Here is a 17529-nt window from a genome sequence, read left to right on the forward strand (position 1 = left end):
GTTGTGTGTATTTAATCAAATAGGGGAACACATTGCTGTGTTCCCCTGTTTACGGTTTACTTAAGTGCAGCGTGTGCCGCAGCAAGCCTTGCGACAGGAACCCTGAAGGGCGAACAGCTCACATAATTGAGCCCCGCCTTCTGACAGAATGCGATTGAATCGGGGTCGCCGCCGTGTTCGCCGCAGATGCCCGTTTTAAGGTCGGGTCTGACACTGCGTCCTTTGCTGACGCCCATCTCAACGAGCTGGCCTACGCCGCTGACATCTATTGAAACGAAAGGATCTTCTTTGAAGATACCCTTTTCAACATAGATTGGCAGGAACTTTCCGGCATCGTCACGGCTTACGCCCAGAGTTGTCTGGGTGAGGTCGTTTGTGCCGAATGAGAAGAACTGAGCATGCTCGGCTATCTCGTTCGCTGTCAGTGCCGCTCTGGGAAGCTCTATCATTGTGCCCACGAGGTAGTCCAGCTTAACGCCGTAGCGTGCGATGGTCTCCTGAGCCACTTCGTTTGTCATATCTTTAAGGATTTCAAGCTCTTTGTATGAGCCGACAAGAGGAATCATAACCTCGGGTTTGACTACCTTGCCCTGTTTAACCAGCTCACATGCCGCCTCGAAGATGGCATAGACCTGCATTTCGTATATCTCAGGATACGTCAGACCCAGACGGCAGCCTCTGTGGCCGAGCATGGGGTTGAACTCGTGCAGTTCGGTGGCCTTCGCCTTGAGATGCTCAGCTGAAACTCCGGACGCCTTGGCAACACGGTCTATCTCCTCATCGTTGTGGGGGATGAACTCGTGAAGGGGGGGATCAAGCAGACGAATAGTTACGGGCAGCCCTTCCATTGCGGTGAACAGACCAAGGAAGTCCTCTTTCTGATATGGCTTGACCTTTGCCAGAGCCTTTCTGCGTCCCTCTTCGTTATCAGCAAGGATCATCTCACGAACAGCGTCTATACGGTTGCCGTCGAAGAACATGTGCTCCGTGCGGCAGAGACCGATGCCCTCTGCGCCGAACTCACGGGCAACCTGAGAATCGTGGGGCGTGTCTGCGTTGGCTCTTACTCCCAGTGTTCTGAAGGTGTCAGCCCATGTGAGAATCTCTGCGAACTCGCCTGAAAGCTCAGGCTCGATAAGTTTTGCCGCACCGACGATAACCTCGCCTGTGGAGCCGTTGATTGTGAGTATATCACCCTCTTTAATTGTGACTCCGGATGCGGTGAACAATCTCTGGTGTTCGTTTATTCTGATTGCGCCGCAGCCTGCGACACAGCATTTACCCATTCCTCTGGCAACGACCGCCGCATGGCTGGTCATACCGCCTGTGGCTGTGAGGATACCCTGAGCGGCGTGCATACCGCCGATGTCTTCGGGTGAAGTTTCAGCCCTTACAAGGATTACCTTTTCGCCCTGAGCTGCCCAGCTCTCCGCATCTTCAGCAGAGAAAACCGCTTTGCCCACAGCCGCACCGGGGGATGCGGGGAGACCCTTTGCGATGATATCGTATTTGATGGAAGTATCTATCATGGGGTGAAGAAGCTGATCCACCTGCTCGGGCGCAACACGGAGAACTGCAGTTCTCTTGTCGATAAGCCCTTCCTGAACCATGTCATAGGCTATCTTAACAGCCGCTCTGGCAGTTCTTTTGCCTGTTCTGGTCTGGAGCATGTAGAGCGTGCCTCTTTCGATGGTGAACTCAATGTCCTGAACGTCCTTGTAGTGGTTCTCCAGTTTCTTGTAGACCTCTTCGAGCTGTCCGAAAACTTCGGGCATAGCCGTCTGGAGTTTCGCAATGGGTTCGGGAGTTCTGATACCGGCGACCACGTCCTCACCCTGAGCATTTACAAGGTATTCGCCGAAGAAGACCTTTTCGCCTGTGGAGGGGTCACGGGTGAACGCAACGCCTGTTCCGCAGTCGTCGCCCATGTTTCCGAAAACCATGGACTGAACGTTGACCGCTGTTCCCCAGTCGTCGGACATTTTGTTTATCTTTCTGCAGGTCTTGGCTCTCTGGTTGTTCCATGAGTCAAAGACCGCATCGATTGCATATTTAAGCTGTTCCTTGGGATCCTGAGGAAACTGTCTGCCTATTTCGCTGAGAACCAGAGCCTTGTATTTCTCAACAAGCTCTTTCATGTCCGCTGCGTTAAGCTCGGTATCCTCTTTCACTCCTCTGGCGTTCTTCATATCCTTAAGGATATGTTCGAACTGGTGATGGCCTATGCCGAGCACCACGTCGGAGAACATCTGGATGAATCTTCTGTAGCTGTCGTATGCAAATCTTTCGTTGCCGGAAGATTTTGCAAGACCTTTTACCGATTCGTCGGTGAGGCCGAGGTTCAGAACAGTATCCATCATGCCGGGCATTGAAACCCTTGCACCGGAACGTACTGAAACCAGAAGGGGATTTTCGATGTCCCCGAATTTTTTGCCCATTGCGGTCTCAAGTGTCGCCAGAGCCGCAAGAACCTGATCCCACAGTCCTGCGGGATAGTTTTTGTTGTCTTTGTAAAACTGTACGCACGCTTCCGTGGTGATGGTAAAACCGGGAGGAACGGGAATTCCTATACTGGTCATTTCAGCCAGACCAGCCCCCTTTCCGCCGAGAAGGTTTTTGTTTTTGCCGTCCCCTTCCGTGCGGTCTTTACCGAAGAAGTAAACCCATTTGGCGCTCATTACGATAGACCCCCTGTCATATGATTTTTGTCAGATCGCCCAGCCTGTTGAACAGACCTATCAGACGGTTAAGCAAGCTTAATCTGTTTTCCTTAACCTTTTCATCCTTCGCCATAACCATGACGTTGTCGAAAAAGCGGTCAACAGGGCCGCTGAAGGTCAGTAGCTGAGTCATCGCCTCAGTGAAGTTCTCTTCACTCACCTCTCTATTAATACCGGCAGACTTAGTTTCGATAAGTTCCGCCAGTTCCCTCTCAAAGTCGGACTCAAAAAGAGACGCATCATATTCCGTTCCGGTATGTCCGCTCTTTTTAAGGATGTTGTTGATACGCTTGTAGCCTGCTGCGATGCTTGCAAACTCAGCCGTCTCCCTGTACCGGGCAAGAGCTCTTGCTGCCTTTTCTACAGTGATTATATCACCTGAAATGCTCGCTGCACAGTCAACACAGTCCGCAGCCAGCCCCTCTGTTGTGAGCATTTGGCGGAAACGCTGTGTTATGAAGTCGTTAACAGCATCCACAGTTTTAGCTTTATCAAATTTTATGAACCCTGTCAGTATGTCCGCACTCTTCTCAACCAGTGTGCGGATGTCGGCTCTCAGACCTCTCTGACGGATTATGTTCAGTATACCGATGGCGTTTCTGCGCAGGGCATAGGGATCCTGATTTCCCGTGGGGATAAGGTCCACTGCAAAACAGCCTACGATGGTGTCCAGTTTGTCCGCCATTGAAACGAATGCTCCGGCCTCTGTGGAAGGCAGTGCGTCCCCTGCGAATCTGGGCATGTAGTGTTCGTCTATGGCTGTTGCCACAGTCTCATTCTCGCCCTGAAGTTTTGAATAGGTCTTGCCCATGATACCCTGAAGTTCGGGGAACTCGTATACCATTGAGCTGAGGAGGTCGGCCTTGCAGAGATAAGCCGCACGGTCGGTATCGGCCTTTGCCGCAGGTGCGAAGGTTTCGGCAAAATATACGGCAAGAGCACGGAAACGCTCCATTTTCGCATAGGATGTGCCGAGTTTCTCCTGATATGTAACGCTCTTAAGTGCTTCAACGTGGTTTTCCAGAGGATATGCCTTGTCCTTCTCCCAGAAGAACGCCGCATCTGCCAGTCTGGCACGCAGAACCCTTGCGTAGCCTGCTTTAACCACAGCCGCATCTTTGGGTTCGGTGTTGGAGACACCTATGAACTTGTTCACAAGTTTTCCTGTTTTATCCGCAACATAGAAATATTTCTGGTGGTTTTTCATGGAAGTGATGAGCACTTCTGCGGGGAGGGCAAGATATTTCTCTTCAAACTCGCCCATCAGCGAAACGGGATATTCCACAAGTCCGGCAACTGTATCCAGAAGCCCTTCGTCAAGATCCACAACGTAGCCTGTCTGTTTCTCAATTTCAGCTACCTGCTTTCTCACAAGCTCCTTTCTGGCTTCGGTGGAGACTATCACTCTGGCCTTTTCAAGCACAGCCATATAGTCTGCGAAATCTTTAACGGGAAACTCCGTGTTGAAATGTATGCGGTGCCCCATAGTGAAATCGCCGCTCTTAATTCCGTCGATCTCGAACTTGATGACCTTTCCGCCGAACAGCGCAAGGAACCAGTGGACAGGTCTGGCATATCTGAAAGTGCCGTCGCCCCATTTCATGGATTTTTTGAAGGGGATGCCTTTGATAACAGCGGGAACGAGTGTTTCGAAAAGCTCCGCCGTGTCAACGCCTTTGGTCTTTTTAACACCGCTCAGGTATTCGCCCTTTTCGGTGCTCTCCTTTTTCAGAGTGTCAAAGTCCAGACCTTTGGACTTAGCAAAACCCTCTCCGGCCTTTGTCAGTCTGCCTTCGGAATCGAAAGCCACAGCCGCAGGAGGACCCATTATTATCTCTTCACGGTCGGGCTGTTTCCCGCTCAGTCCCGTGATGTGTATATAGCTTCTTCTGGGTGTGCCGTCAGATTCGACAGATGCAAACGGAACTCCCTCTTCAGTAAGTCTTTTTGTAAATTCTTTAACAAGGTATTCGCTGGTTCCGCTGATGAAACCCGCCGGTATCTCTTCGCTACCTATTTCAAGCAGAAAATCGGGCATTTTAACACCTGAACATGATTATTTTAGACCTAGCATCCTACAATAGATTCAGATAATTTCAAGAAGTTTATACCCTTATATATATAAGATGCAAGAATTTGTGGGTTGTTCATCAGGCACGGGTTTCAGAGATAGGATTTATCAATATGGCAATATAAAAAGAAATACAGACTGCTTCGCCTGCGGCTCGCAGAGACGACTGAACGTCTTTGCGAGCAACGCAGTGACAAAGCAATCTCATTTATTAAACGAAAGAGTATTTCAGTGTTTTTTCGACTTCTTTTACCTGAGGCAGGCCGTTAAGAAGTTCCGCCAGCGAGTCGTAGCTTCCTTCAAGGAAAGCCTTTCTGGCGTTGGGTTTGATTTCAACAGCATATTCTTTGCCGTTGAATCTGACCTTTGATGCGTCAACGTCTATCACCATCTCAGCAGAAGGGTTGGCCTCTGCATCCGCCATGAGGGCGTCACGGGTTGCTCTGTCAGCCACAACACACACTATGCCAAGCGTTGTGCAGTTGCCGAAGAAAATCTCCGCATAGCTTCCTGCGATTACGGCGTTGAAGCCCGCACGCTTGATGGCCTGAGGCGCATGCTCACGGGATGAGCCGCAGCCGAAGTTGTCGCCGGATATTATTATGGATGCACCGACAAACTGGGGCTTGTCGATGGGGTGTCCGATGGATTTGCCTTCGCTGTCGAAACGCACGTCATAGAAAAGCTGACCGCCGAGATCGTCAAAAACCACGCATTTCAGGAATCTTGCGGGGATGATGCGGTCTGTGTCTATATCGTCCCCGGGAACGGGAACAGCTCTGCCGACTACTTGCTTGATAGGTCCGAGACTCATGATCAACCTCCGATTCCGAATACTTTTCTGGCATCAGTGATGGTGCCTGTAACAGCTGCCGCAACAGCCATAACGGGGGAGACGAGGAGCGTTCTGCCTGTGGCGGAACCCTGTCTGCCCTTAAAGTTTCTGTTGGATGTGGATGCGCTTATCTGTCTGCCAACGAGTTTGTCGGGGTTCATTGCAAGACACATTGAACAGCCCGGCTCACGCCATTCGAATCCGGCTTCGATGAATATCTTGTCGAGACCTTCGGCCTCCGCCTGTTTCTTGACGTTGTATGATCCGGGAACCGCCATAGCTCTCACGCCCTCTGCCACTTTGCGGCCTTGTGCGTATTTAGCGGCCTCACGGAAGTCTTCTATTCTGCCGTTTGTACAGCTTCCGATGAACACCACGTCCACCTTTTTGCCGTCCATTTTGTCGCCTGCGGCAAAGCCTGTGTACTCAAGAGCCTCTGCCATGACCTCGTTGGAAACAGCAGGGATGCTCTCGGAAATGCCGATGGCCTGCTCAGGAGTGATACCCCATGTAACCATAGGCTCTATAGCCTCACCTGCAAAAGTAACAACATCATCGTAAACTGCATCAGCATCGGATTTGATGCTTTCCCAGTAAGCAACTGCCTTGTCCCAGTCTTTGGGAGCATAGGGTTTGCCTTTGAGGTATTCATATGTAACCTCGTCAGGGTTGATGTAGCCTACACGTGCGCCGCCCTCGATGGCCATGTTGCACACGGTCATTCTGGATTCCATGCTCATGTTTTTGATAACATCGCCGCAGAACTCGTATGCGTATCCGATACCGCCGTTAACGCCGAGCTTGCTGATTATATAGAGGATAACGTCTTTAGCGTAGACGCCGGGTTTAAGTTTGCCTGTTATCTCGACCTTGCGCACTTTGAAAGGAGCGATGGACATTGTCTGGGTAGCCAGAACGTCACGCACCTGCGAAGTGCCTATTCCGAAGGCTATTGCGCCGAATGCGCCGTGGGTTGCCGTGTGGCTGTCGCCGCAGGCTATTGTGGAACCGGGCTGAGTTACGCCCTGCTCGGGACCGACGATGTGAACAACACCCTGACGCTCTGTTTCGGGATTGAAGAATGTGATTCCGTTCTCCCTTGTGTTGCGCTCGATGGCCTGAAACATCTCCTCCGCCATGGGGTCTGCCAGAGGTCTCTGACGCTCTGCGGCATCCGTGGGGATGATGTGGTCGACAGTTGCGAACGTTCTTTCGGGGAACGCAACTTTGATGTTAAGCTCTCTCAGCATTGCGAATGCCTGAGGGCTGGTTACCTCATGAATAAGGTGCATGCCGATGAAAAGCTGGGTCTGTCCGTTGGGAAGCACACGAACGGTGTGGGCATCCCAGACCTTTTGAAAAAGGCTTTTTCCCATATATTTCTCCTTAATCTCTTATCTCCCTCTTAAACAAAGAGGGACTAAGGGGGATTTGCGTTAATAGCAGTTTGTGATTCTGCATAATACATCAGCATATGTCAAATGTAAAGGATAAAGTTTGATTAGCTTTAACAAAGTTAAGGGAAAATGGATTAGCACCCGGATATCAATTTTCTCTTGATTTTTAGCCTGTGCGATTATATATATTCATCTGTTAGCACTCGGAGCTATTGAGTGCTAACAACTTCAAAAAGACTTCTTAAAACAAAACTAATAAAGGTAAATGGAGGAAACAAATGGCATCAATCAAACCTCTTCAGGACAGGATTATTGTCAAACGCTTCGAATCAGAAGAGAAAACAGCTTCCGGAATCTTCATCCCCGACAGTGCAAAAGAAAAGCCCATGGAAGGCGAAGTTATCGCTGTTGGCCCCGGACGCACATACGACAACGGCAACAAAATGGAATTGACCGTTAAAGTCGGCGACAGAGTTCTGTTTGCTAAGTATGCAGGTACCGAGATCAAGTTTGACGGTCAGGACTACCTCATCATGAGAGAAGATGACATCCTTGGTGTTGTTACAAAGTAATTGCATCATATTCCATTAATTTAAGGAGCTTAAGACAATGGCTAAACAAATCACATTTTCAGAAGACGCAAGACATGCGATTCTTAAAGGCGTTGACCAGCTTGCCAACGCTGTTAAAGTTACACTCGGACCCAAAGGACGCAACGTTGTTATCGAGAAAAAATTCGGTTCACCCCTCATCACTAAAGACGGCGTTACCGTTGCTAAAGAGATCGAACTGAAAGACCCGCTGGAAAACCTCGGCGCACAGATGGTTAAGGAAGTTGCTTCCAAAACCAACGATGTTGCGGGCGACGGTACTACTACTGCTACAGTTCTTGCTCAGGCTATCTACCGCGAAGGTATCAAAAACGTTGTTGCAGGCGCAAAACCCATGGAGATCAAAAGAGGCATCGACAAAGCGGTTATCGCTGTAATCGAAAGACTCGCTGAAATCTCCAAACCCATTCAGGACAAAAAAGAGATCGCTCAGGTCGGAGCAATCTCCGCTAACAACGATTTCGAAATCGGTAACATTATCGCCGATGCTATGGATAAAGTCGGCAAAGACGGCGTTATCACCATCGAAGAAAACAAATCCACAGATACAGTTCTTGAAGTTGTCGAAGGTATGCAGTTTGACAGAGGCTATCTGTCTCCCTACTTCGTAACAAACCCCGAGAACATGGAAACAGTTCTGGAAAACCCCTACCTGCTTATCCTTGAGAGCAAGGTTTCCAGCATGAAAGACATCCTCCCCGTTCTTGAGCAGCTTGCAAAACAGAACGCTCCCTTCCTTATCATCGCTGAAGATGTTGAAGGCGAAGCTCTGGCAACTCTCGTTGTCAACAGACTGAGAGGCACTCTGAACTGTGCAGCTGTTAAAGCCCCCGGCTTCGGCGACAGAAGAAAAGAAATGCTGAAAGATATCGCAATCCTGACAGGCGGTAAAGTTATCTCCGAAGAAACAGGAATGAACATCAATCAGGTTTCTCTTAACGACCTCGGCCGTGCGAAAAAAGTTGTTGTGGACAAAGAGAACACAACAATCGTTGAAGGCGCAGGTTCCGCTGAAGACATTCAGGCTCGTGTGAACATGATCAAAAAACAGGCTGAAGACACAACAAGCGACTACGACAGAGAGAAACTTCAGGAAAGACTTGCAAAACTTTCCGGCGGCGTTGCCGTTATCAAAGTGGGCGCAGCTACTGAAACTGAAATGAAAGAGAAAAAAGCCAGAGTTGAAGACGCACTGTCTGCAACAAAAGCAGCTGTTGAAGAGGGAATCGTCCCCGGAGGCGGCGTGGCTCTTGTTCGTGCTCTTAAAGCCCTGAACACAATGAAACTCTCCGAAGATCAGCAGGTTGGTGTTGAGCTTATCAAAAAAGCTCTTACATCACCCCTCAGCCAGATCGTTGCAAACGCAGGTTTTGACCCCGCAATCATCGTTAACGAGATTCAGAAGTCAAAATCCAACACATACGGTTTCAACGCTGCAACTGAGAAATATATGGATATGTTCGAAGCCGGCGTTATCGACCCCACAAAGGTTACACGTTCAGCTCTGCAGAACGCAGCTTCCGTTGCAAGCCTTATGATCACAACTGAAGCTCTCATCACTGAGATCCCCGATGCGAAAGGCGGCGGCATGCCCGATATGAGCGGCATGGGCGGAATGGGAGGCATGGGCGGAATGATGTAATCCCATTCGGGTTACACTGCTCAGGCAGATCAGATAACTAAAAACAAAGGGAGCTTTTCAGGCTCCCTTTTTTATTTTATTCATAATGATAACCGCCACGAGACTCTTCGCTTACGCTCAGAGTGACCGGGCTATGCTCCCTTTGCTATTTCATCAAGCGGACTTGCAACCCTGTTGCGGCCGCTTCTTTTTGCCGTATAGAGATATTTATCCACATGTTCAACAAGCTGTTCCATTGTTTCAACACCGCTGCCGGCAGGAACCACGACAACACCCATGCTGAGCGTTACGCTGAACCTTTCCCTCAGCGGACCGAAGATGAGTTTTGAAACGTTCTCCTTTATTTTGTCCGCAACAATGATACCCTTGCTCAGCTCCGTATAGGGCAGAATCACCCCGAACTCATCGCCGCCGAATCTTCCGCAGACATCGGTCTTTCTGACCGAACAGACAACCGTCTTCGCCACCTCACGCAGAACAGTGTCACCCGTCGCATGGCCGTAGCCGTCATTGATTCCTTTGAAATTGTCTATATCAAACAGAAGAAAGCAGAATTTTGCATCGGGGAACCGCTTGTTCTTGTTAAACTCCAGCTCAAGCATCTCAAAAAGAGCCCTGCGGTTGTAGACTTCTGTCAGAAAGTCCATTCTTGACATAGCCATGGCCTCTTTGAAAAACCTCTTCATCTCCACCAGACGCTTCAGCGAAAAATATGACACCACGATGAAGAACGAAAAAAGAAATCCCGCCATAACATCGATATAGCTCCCCTCTCTTCCGCTCATTTCGTAAAGGGTGCTGACCGGCTTGTAATACATGAAAGCGATAAAAAGAATCATTCCCGAAAAGACCGCCGCCGCCATATCTTTTTTAAGCGCCAGCTTCATCTCCTGAACCACACTCATAGTTGACCTGTTTGAATTGCTGCTCATAGCACACCTGTATTTTGAGGAATATAATTTTAAACCAATAATCCTTATAAAGAGACTATCACTAATGGTAGAAACTAAATTATATTGCCTTCTCGGCGCACTTTTGCCATCATATGCAGATGAACATAAAGGCGTACATCGACCGCAAATTCGGCATTCAGGCCAAGATAACAATACTCATCTTCCTGATAATGATGGGATTCAGCTTTGTTGTCGCACACCAGATGAGCGAAAACGTTAAAAAGCAGACCTATCAGATAACCAGAAATTATATCGAAAGTATCCCTTCGCTTATCTTCAACTCGCTGTACAACTTCATGCTCAACGGCGACAGACAGTCCATAAACAGGCTGGTTCAGCATCTGGAAGACGACAACAACATCATGGGAGTCCACATTTTCAACAACCAGTGGAAGCTGACGGACACCCTGCCAGATCTTGTTCATAAATACGATAAGTCATACATAGACATAATTATTCAAAACCGTAAAGAGGAAGGGTTCATAGAGAACACCATAAACGGAACGAGGGTGATGTCATACTACACCTCGATACCCAACGCCCCGGAGTGTCACCAGTGCCATCTGGAGGAGGAGGGGCAGGTTCTCGGCCACCTGAACATAAACATAAACCTGACGTATCTTTCCGAGATACTTGAGCGGGATGCAGTGAACATCAAGAACATCCTTGTTATATCCAATATAGTCATGTTCGTGGTGCTGATAGTGCTTATAAGGTTTCTGGTGGTGGCTCCCGTCAGAAAGATAGAAAAGGCCATGCAGGAGGTTGCCAACAGCAATCTGGACGTGCGGCTTGACGCTGATTTCGAGGATGAGTTCGGGCGGATGTCCCGTCTGTTCAACTACATGGTATATTCACTGCGGAAATCATTCCGCACGGTTTCCAGCATAAACAAGAGCATGCTTCACAACGACAGGCTCATGACCATAGGCACCCTTGCCGCCGCTGTCAGCCACGAGATAAAAAACCCGCTGAACTCCATAATGCTCTCATCAGACATTCTTTCGGTAAGGTGCAAAGATCAGAAGGAACTCACCGAGCGGATAGCGTCTGATGCGGAACGGATAAAGGATATCATCGACAACACGCTTAATTTCTCCCGCATTGATGACGACAGGCACAACAGCATAATAGACCTGAACAAATTCATGGACGATCTCTGCCACTACACCGACAGAACCCTGTTCAAATGGACGGAGATACCCTTCATAACCGACATCGGCGAAGGGCTGGGATACATCAATGCAAACCCCGTTCACCTTGAGCAGATTTTCATGAACATTCTGCGGAACGCCTCGGAAGCTGTCGAGGACAACGACAATCCTGAAATACGCCTTTCCGCACGCAGAGAGGGCGGAGAAACAGTAATATCCGTAAGCGATAACGGTGCAGGAATCCCCCAGAGCACCCGCAGCATGATTTTCAACGAGTTTTACACCACTAAACAGAACGGTACAGGCATAGGCCTCTACATTGTTAAAGAACTTACCGACAGATATAAGGGGCGGATTTCATTCGAATCCGAACAGGGCAAAGGCACCGTTTTCAGCATCGCTCTGCCCACAAAGGACACGGCGGATATGTAATTTCCACCAATCCTCGGTATTGATAAACAGGTCTCAACCTGCTATAAGAATATAAGCAAAGTCTTTTTTTGAGAGAATACATGCAAAGAGGCATTAAGAAGCTGTGGGCTCCCTGGAGAATGGCATACATCTCCAAACTGGGCGGAAAGGACGAGGGATGCATTTTCTGCACAAAACCCAAACAGCAGACAGACAAAGAAAATCTGATACTCCACAGAGGCAGGACGGCGTTTGTCATCATGAACCTATACCCCTACAGCAACGGCCACTGCATGGTGATTCCCTACAAACACACATCTGACCTGACAGAACTGACAGACGAAGAGACACTCGAGCTGATGCAGCTCGTTAAGCTCACAATAAAAGTTTTCAAAAAGGTGTTCAACCCCGAAGGGTTCAACACAGGTTTCAACCTCGGCAGAGCCGGAGGTGCGGGAATCAGCCAGCACATCCATTTCCACGTTCTGCCCAGATGGGTCGGCGATACCAACTTTATGCCCGTTCTGGCCGAAACAAGGGTCATTTCCGAGCATATCGCAGACACATATGACAAACTGAAAAAAGCGTTCGACGAGGAGACAAAAGCATGAGAGCCATAGCAGGACTTATTAAAATAGCAGTTACACTGGTGATTATAGTTTTCGCCATTATGAATGTGAACACCGTTGAAGTGAAATATTTCTTCGGCGCACCCACTCTTAAAATGCCGCTGTTCATAGTTGTTCTGGGTTCAATGCTCTTCGGCGTTGTTCTCGCCACGCTAATGTATTATCTGGACAGATTCAAAATGTCACACCAGATAGGTCAGCTGAAAAAGCAGGTTAAAAAGCAGGAAGACGAACTGGAACGCCTGCGCAACATCCCCTTTATGGATAAAATGGACTAGGTATCCGTATGAAATACAGCACAGATTTTTTAAAAGGACTCTCCGCTCTCACTGAGGGCAACTATGAAAAGGCCGCTTCTTACCTTAAAAGTGCGGTTATGGACAATAAGGAACGTATCGAAGCCTACTACACCGCCGGACTTGTTTTCAAAAAGCTCGGTCAGTTCGAGAAGGCTTCATACATAATCGAGACAATTCTCAGCAGTGATGATGTGGACAGCCACACCAAGCGCACGCTGAACGTTGAGCTGGGCAAGATAATGTTTGCCGCAGGCAACTACAAAAGAGCCGCAAAACAGCTGGAAATGACATCCGACACAGACGGTATCCTGCTCAAGGCAAAGGCTCTGCGTGAGACCGGCGATTTCGACGAGGCCGCCAACACCTATAAGTCCCTTGCCCGTATGACGGGAATGAATCTGGACAACGAAATAGGCTATTGCTACTACCGTTGCGTTCTGGCTGACAAAAAAGACGGCTACTCAAAATGTTTCGCCAACGCACTGAAATATATCCCCAAGTCAAGAGTTCTGCGCATGGCTCTCATCGACCAGCACCTGCTGGAAGGCAGAGGCGCAAAGGCTGTGGAGGAGATCGAATCGTTCATTCAGGACGACCTCACCGCAACCCACCACGATATGATGAAGTTTCAGACCATCTTTTTTGACGAAGGGAAGTTCGAGTGGCTTGTTCGCCACTGTCTTAAACGAATCAATGCGGGTTCCGACAACCCGTTCAACTATACCTATGTCATCTCCCGCTACCTTTCAACAGGCAACAAGGAGAAGGCACAGGCTTTCATCGACAGATATGTCAAAAACTTCGGCCCCACAAAGATCATCGCCAGAGCTTCGCTCTCCATTGAGCATAACGCAATGCTGGCCATGGTTCTTGAAAAAGCTGATTTCTATCAGTGCAGGTCTTGCGGAGCAAAAGCGAAGGACTATTCCGACACATGCAAAACGTGTCACTCTTTCGAAACGCTTAAACCTGTTTAAAGGGGTCCTGAATGGACAGACCTGAAAAAATTACCCCGATGATGCAGCAGTTCTATGAGATGAAGGAGAAGCATCGGGGCTCCCTTCTCTTCTTCCGCATGGGCGATTTCTATGAAATGTTCGGCGACGACGCTGTCACTGCATCAAAAATTCTGGGCATAGCACTCACAAGCAGAGAGAAGGACAAAGAGAACGGAATGCCAATGTGCGGCGTTCCCCATCACAGCTATCAGGCATATCTTGTTAAGCTCTTAAGAGCAGGGCTGAACGTTGCCATCTGCGATCAACTGGAAGACCCTGCACAGGCCAAGGGCATCGTTAAAAGGGGTGTAACTAAGGTTCTGACCCCCGGAACCGTGGTTGACGAGGCGGCACTTCCCGCATCGGACAACAACTTTTTCGCATGCATCTACAAATCCGAAAAGAACTACCGTCTTGCCTTCGCCGACTCATCCACAGGCGAGCTTTATCTTGAACCTGCCACAGAGGATACTTTCAGGGATATTCTGAGCAGATATGCCCCAAAAGAGACAGTGCGCAACTTCAAGGTCACCGAAGGCGAGGATTTTTCATATTCCGGCAATTTCTCGGAGGCCATGGCTCTCAGAGAGGTTTCCGACTATTACGGCGTGGCATCCCTCAAATCTCTGGGACTGGACGACAGCTCTTTCGCATGCCCCATATACATGGCGATAAGACATCTGAACAGGGTAATGCTTGATGTTAAACTCCTGAAGCCCCGTCTGGTGACGGACGAGGAAAGGGTATATCTGGACAGCGTGGCATCATCCACTCTGGAACTGGTAAAAAACAGCCGTGACGGTTCTGAGGACAACACCCTATATTCCGTTCTGAATCATACTAAGACGACAATGGGCTCAAGTCTTCTTAAAAAATGGCTGCTGAATCCCCTGCGCAGCGTGGAGGCCATCCGCAGAAGGCAGGAGATAGCCGAATTTTTCATAAACAGACAGGACATTGCAGACGGTTTGAGGGAGCAGCTCTCAGGTGTTTACGATGTTGAACGTATCGCAACCCGCATAGCCGCCAACAGATGCAACGCAAAAGACCTTGTGTGGCTTAAGAACTCGACCAGAACCTTCCCCATATTGAAATACATGCTCCAGAGCTGTGACAATCCGCTTATAAACGAACTTGCCGAAAGCTTCGACGCACTGGAAGACCTCACAGGTCTTATAGATTCCGCAATTGACGACAATCCTCCGGCCACACTCTCCGAAGGCGGAATAATCCGCACAGGCTACAATGCCGAGATTGATGAGCTGAAAGACATAAAAGAGAACAGCAGGAACATCCTGATGAAAATTGAAGCCCGTGAGAAGACCTCAACGGGAATCAGTACCCTGCGGGTAAAATTCAACAAGGTGTTCGGCTATTACATTGAAGTTTCAAAGGGTGCACTGGACAAAGTGCCCGATACATACATCCGCAAACAGACGATAGTGAACGGCGAGAGATACATAATCCCTGAGCTTAAAGAGCTTGAGGACAAGATTCTCAACGCCGATTCAAAGCTGTTTGCCCTCGAATATGAGATATTCACGGGTATCAGGCTGAAAATTGCCGAGAACGCACAGCGTATCAGAAATTCAGCGGCCATTGCGGCTGAGCTGGACGTGCTTCTGTCGTTTGCGCAGGCCGCCGTTAAGAACAATTATTCAAAGCCCCACGTCACCGACTCCGATGGGATTATAATCAAAGACGGCAGACACCCCGTCGTTGAGCAGAACATACGCACAAGCTACGTTCCCAACGACATAGAGATGAACACGGACGACAGCAGACTCTCTATCATAACCGGCCCCAACATGGCCGGTAAATCGACCTACCTGCGCATGTGCGCACTGATAACGCTTATGGCTCACACAGGCTCATACGTCCCCGCCTCATCCGCCGAGATCGGCCTTGTGGACAGGATTTTCACCCGTGTGGGAGCCAGCGACAACCTCGCCGGAGGCGAATCAACATTTATGGTGGAGATGGTGGAAACATCCAACATCCTGAACAACGCCACCGAAAGGTCGCTTCTGATACTTGATGAAATAGGCAGAGGGACGTCCACATTCGACGGCGTATCAATCGCCTGGTCAATCGCCGAATACATAGCTGACAAAATAAAGGCTAAAACGCTTTTCGCCACCCACTACCACGAAATAACCGACATCGCCCGCACAGGCTCAGGAGTCAAAAACCTTGCAACTCAGGTTCTTGAACACAAGGGCGAGCTTATCTTCATGCGCAAGGTCGTTGAAGGCACGGCGGATAAGAGCTACGGAATACACGTTGCCGAGCTTGCGGGACTGCCCAAAAAGGTTATCACCCGTGCTAACGCAATATTAAAAAACCTTGAAAAGAATGAGCTTTCACCCAATGGTATAGCAAACGCCGCAAAGAGCGGAAAGGACACAGGCGGAGTGGTTCAGACCATGCTTGTTTTCGACGACCACCCTGTTGTGGACGAACTGCGCAAACTCGACCTGAACAGCATCACGCCCCTTATGGCTCTGAACGTTCTGGCGGCAATGAAAGAAAAGGCAGAAAAGGAATGACACTGAGCAGGTTTTTCGGTTTCTACTCGAACCCGCTTCTGACAGTCTGTGTGGCTTTCGCCTCTATACCCTTCTGGGTTCCTCTGGCGGCTATGTTCACAGCTGATGCTGACTCCAAACTGATGATCCTGACAGCCGTACTCTCCCTCACTGCTAAAATAGCATCGAAAAGACTGGTTAACGCTTCGGTTTTCTCCGCAGATTCCCCTTTTTCCAACCTTCTGACGCTTTTTCTGGGCACTGTTGCGGTGCTGGTTCTTCTGGTTTACGGCGCATCCGGTCAGGAGGCAGACATCGCAATAGCGGCTATATGTATATCTCTTCTTTTTCTTATGTTCTTCAACAGGATAAGGCAGTCCGTCAGATGGACGAACTCCCTGCTCTATCTGCTTATATTTTTCCTCTGGCTGGGCTTTCTGAACGGAATGGGCAACACCTATGCCTTCTGCGCAGTTGCGCTCTATTTCATGCTATTTTTCCGCAGGTTCAGCATAGCATGACATTCAACTGCATATCGTCCGGCAGTTCCGGCAACTGCTATTTTCTGGAGTTTGACGACAGAGTTGTCTTTGTGGACTGCGGTGTCACCATGAAGAGCATCAAAGCCAGTGTGGATATTTCCCGCTTTCAGGGCAAAGAGATACAGCTTTATATCACCCACGAACACCACGACCACGTCAGCGGTCTGAAACCCTTCATAAACAAGTTCTCCCCTAAAATATTCGCCAGCGAGGGAACCGCATCGGCTCTCCACTCAGCGGTGGGGCATGCGGCGCATATCTATGTGCTTAAAGGCGGATGTGAATATGATGTCAGCGGGCTTTCAGTTATCCCGTTCGACATAAACCACGACAGCCGTGAACCTCTTGGCTATCGTTTCAGCTTTTCGGAAAAGGTTGTGACCTTCGCAACCGACCTTGGCGTTGTATCCAAAGAGGTGGAAAAGTTCCTGTGCTGCTGTGATGTGCTCGTGCTTGAGTCCAACTACGAACCGAAGCTGCTGGAGCAGGGCAAATATCCCCTCTATCTGAAAAAGCGCATTGCCTCACAGAAAGGGCATCTCTCGAACAAGGATGCCGTAAAGATCCTCAGCTCAATATGCGACACAGGGCTTGGCAAGGTCTTTCTGGCACATGTGAGCGAGGAGAACAACGACTATGAACTGCTTGAGAGCTATGCGAAATACTGTCGGGATAAATTCAATATAGACACTTCTGTGTTAAGGAAAGAGACGCCCAGAACAGGCGTCTCCCTGTAATC

General features: G+C 49.2%; 14 protein-coding genes. 9 read left to right on the plus strand and 5 right to left on the minus strand.

Features of this window, described 5'->3' with window-relative positions; all coding sequences use genetic code 11:
• Positions 1–56 precede the first annotated feature (56 nt).
• From ppdK to leuC, 4 genes are all read right to left on the minus strand, one after another.
• Positions 57–2678: a pyruvate, phosphate dikinase gene (gene ppdK / locus C8D98_RS01000; RefSeq protein ID WP_132871208.1), complete on the minus strand. Its 2622-nt coding sequence runs from the start codon at positions 2676–2678 to the stop codon at positions 57–59.
• A 16-nt stretch (positions 2679–2694) separates the two neighbouring features.
• A complete protein-coding gene (glyS, locus tag C8D98_RS01005; RefSeq protein WP_132871210.1) occupies positions 2695–4758 on the minus strand; it encodes a glycine--tRNA ligase subunit beta in 2064 nt (687 codons plus the stop codon).
• A 244-nt stretch (positions 4759–5002) separates the two neighbouring features.
• Positions 5003–5605, minus strand: coding sequence for a 3-isopropylmalate dehydratase small subunit (gene leuD, locus C8D98_RS01010; protein ID WP_132871212.1), 603 nt, complete (start codon positions 5603–5605; stop codon positions 5003–5005).
• A gap of 2 nt (positions 5606–5607) precedes the next feature.
• Positions 5608–7002: a 3-isopropylmalate dehydratase large subunit gene (gene leuC / locus C8D98_RS01015; RefSeq protein WP_132871214.1), complete on the minus strand. Its 1395-nt coding sequence runs from the start codon at positions 7000–7002 to the stop codon at positions 5608–5610.
• Between the two features lie 299 nt (positions 7003–7301).
• On the opposite strand from leuC, the gene groES reads away from it, so the two are divergent.
• Together groES and groL are read left to right on the plus strand one after the other, a co-directional pair.
• On the plus strand, positions 7302–7595 hold the full coding sequence (gene groES, locus C8D98_RS01020) for a co-chaperone GroES (protein ID WP_132871216.1): 294 nt from the start codon (positions 7302–7304) through the stop codon (positions 7593–7595).
• 37 nt (positions 7596–7632) lie between these two features.
• Positions 7633–9276, plus strand: coding sequence for a chaperonin GroEL (gene groL, locus C8D98_RS01025; RefSeq protein ID WP_132871218.1), 1644 nt, complete (start codon positions 7633–7635; stop codon positions 9274–9276).
• 131 nt (positions 9277–9407) lie between these two features.
• On the opposite strand, the gene C8D98_RS01030 is transcribed toward groL, so the two are convergent.
• On the minus strand, positions 9408–10208 hold the full coding sequence (locus C8D98_RS01030; protein WP_132871220.1) for a GGDEF domain-containing protein: 801 nt from the start codon (positions 10206–10208) through the stop codon (positions 9408–9410).
• Between the two features lie 113 nt (positions 10209–10321).
• On the opposite strand from C8D98_RS01030, the gene C8D98_RS01035 reads away from it, so the two are divergent.
• The 7 genes from C8D98_RS01035 to C8D98_RS01060 all read left to right on the plus strand — a co-directional run bounded on the left by C8D98_RS01035 (position 10322) and on the right by C8D98_RS01060 (position 17527).
• Positions 10322–11815: a sensor histidine kinase gene (locus C8D98_RS01035; protein WP_132871222.1), complete on the plus strand. Its 1494-nt coding sequence runs from the start codon at positions 10322–10324 to the stop codon at positions 11813–11815.
• An 80-nt stretch (positions 11816–11895) separates the two neighbouring features.
• On the plus strand, positions 11896–12405 hold the full coding sequence (locus tag C8D98_RS01040) for an HIT family protein (protein WP_132871224.1): 510 nt from the start codon (positions 11896–11898) through the stop codon (positions 12403–12405).
• The gene (locus C8D98_RS01045) at positions 12402–12701 is read left to right on the plus strand and encodes a LapA family protein (protein ID WP_132871226.1); all 300 of its coding nucleotides are present in this window, start codon (positions 12402–12404) and stop codon (positions 12699–12701) included. Before C8D98_RS01040 ends, C8D98_RS01045 begins: the two co-directional genes overlap by 4 nt.
• 8 nt (positions 12702–12709) lie before the next feature.
• Positions 12710–13699, plus strand: a complete 990-nt coding sequence (locus C8D98_RS01050) for a tetratricopeptide repeat protein (protein WP_132871228.1) — start codon at positions 12710–12712, stop codon at positions 13697–13699.
• Positions 13700–13710: 11 nt separating this feature from the next.
• Positions 13711–16269 (plus strand): DNA mismatch repair protein MutS, encoded by a 2559-nt coding sequence (mutS, locus tag C8D98_RS01055; RefSeq protein WP_132871230.1) that lies wholly within the window; start codon positions 13711–13713, stop codon positions 16267–16269.
• A complete protein-coding gene (locus C8D98_RS13670) occupies positions 16266–16769 on the plus strand; it encodes a hypothetical protein (RefSeq protein ID WP_165871136.1) in 504 nt (167 codons plus the stop codon). The genes mutS and C8D98_RS13670 overlap by 4 nt, the downstream gene beginning before the upstream one ends.
• The gene (locus C8D98_RS01060) at positions 16766–17527 is read left to right on the plus strand and encodes an MBL fold metallo-hydrolase (RefSeq protein ID WP_165871137.1); all 762 of its coding nucleotides are present in this window, start codon (positions 16766–16768) and stop codon (positions 17525–17527) included. Before C8D98_RS13670 ends, C8D98_RS01060 begins: the two co-directional genes overlap by 4 nt.
• The last annotated feature ends 2 nt before the right edge of the window (positions 17528–17529 follow it).

The sequence above is a fragment of the Seleniivibrio woodruffii genome, assembly GCF_004339245.1.
GTDB lineage: Bacteria > Chrysiogenota > Deferribacteres > Deferribacterales > Geovibrionaceae > Seleniivibrio > Seleniivibrio woodruffii.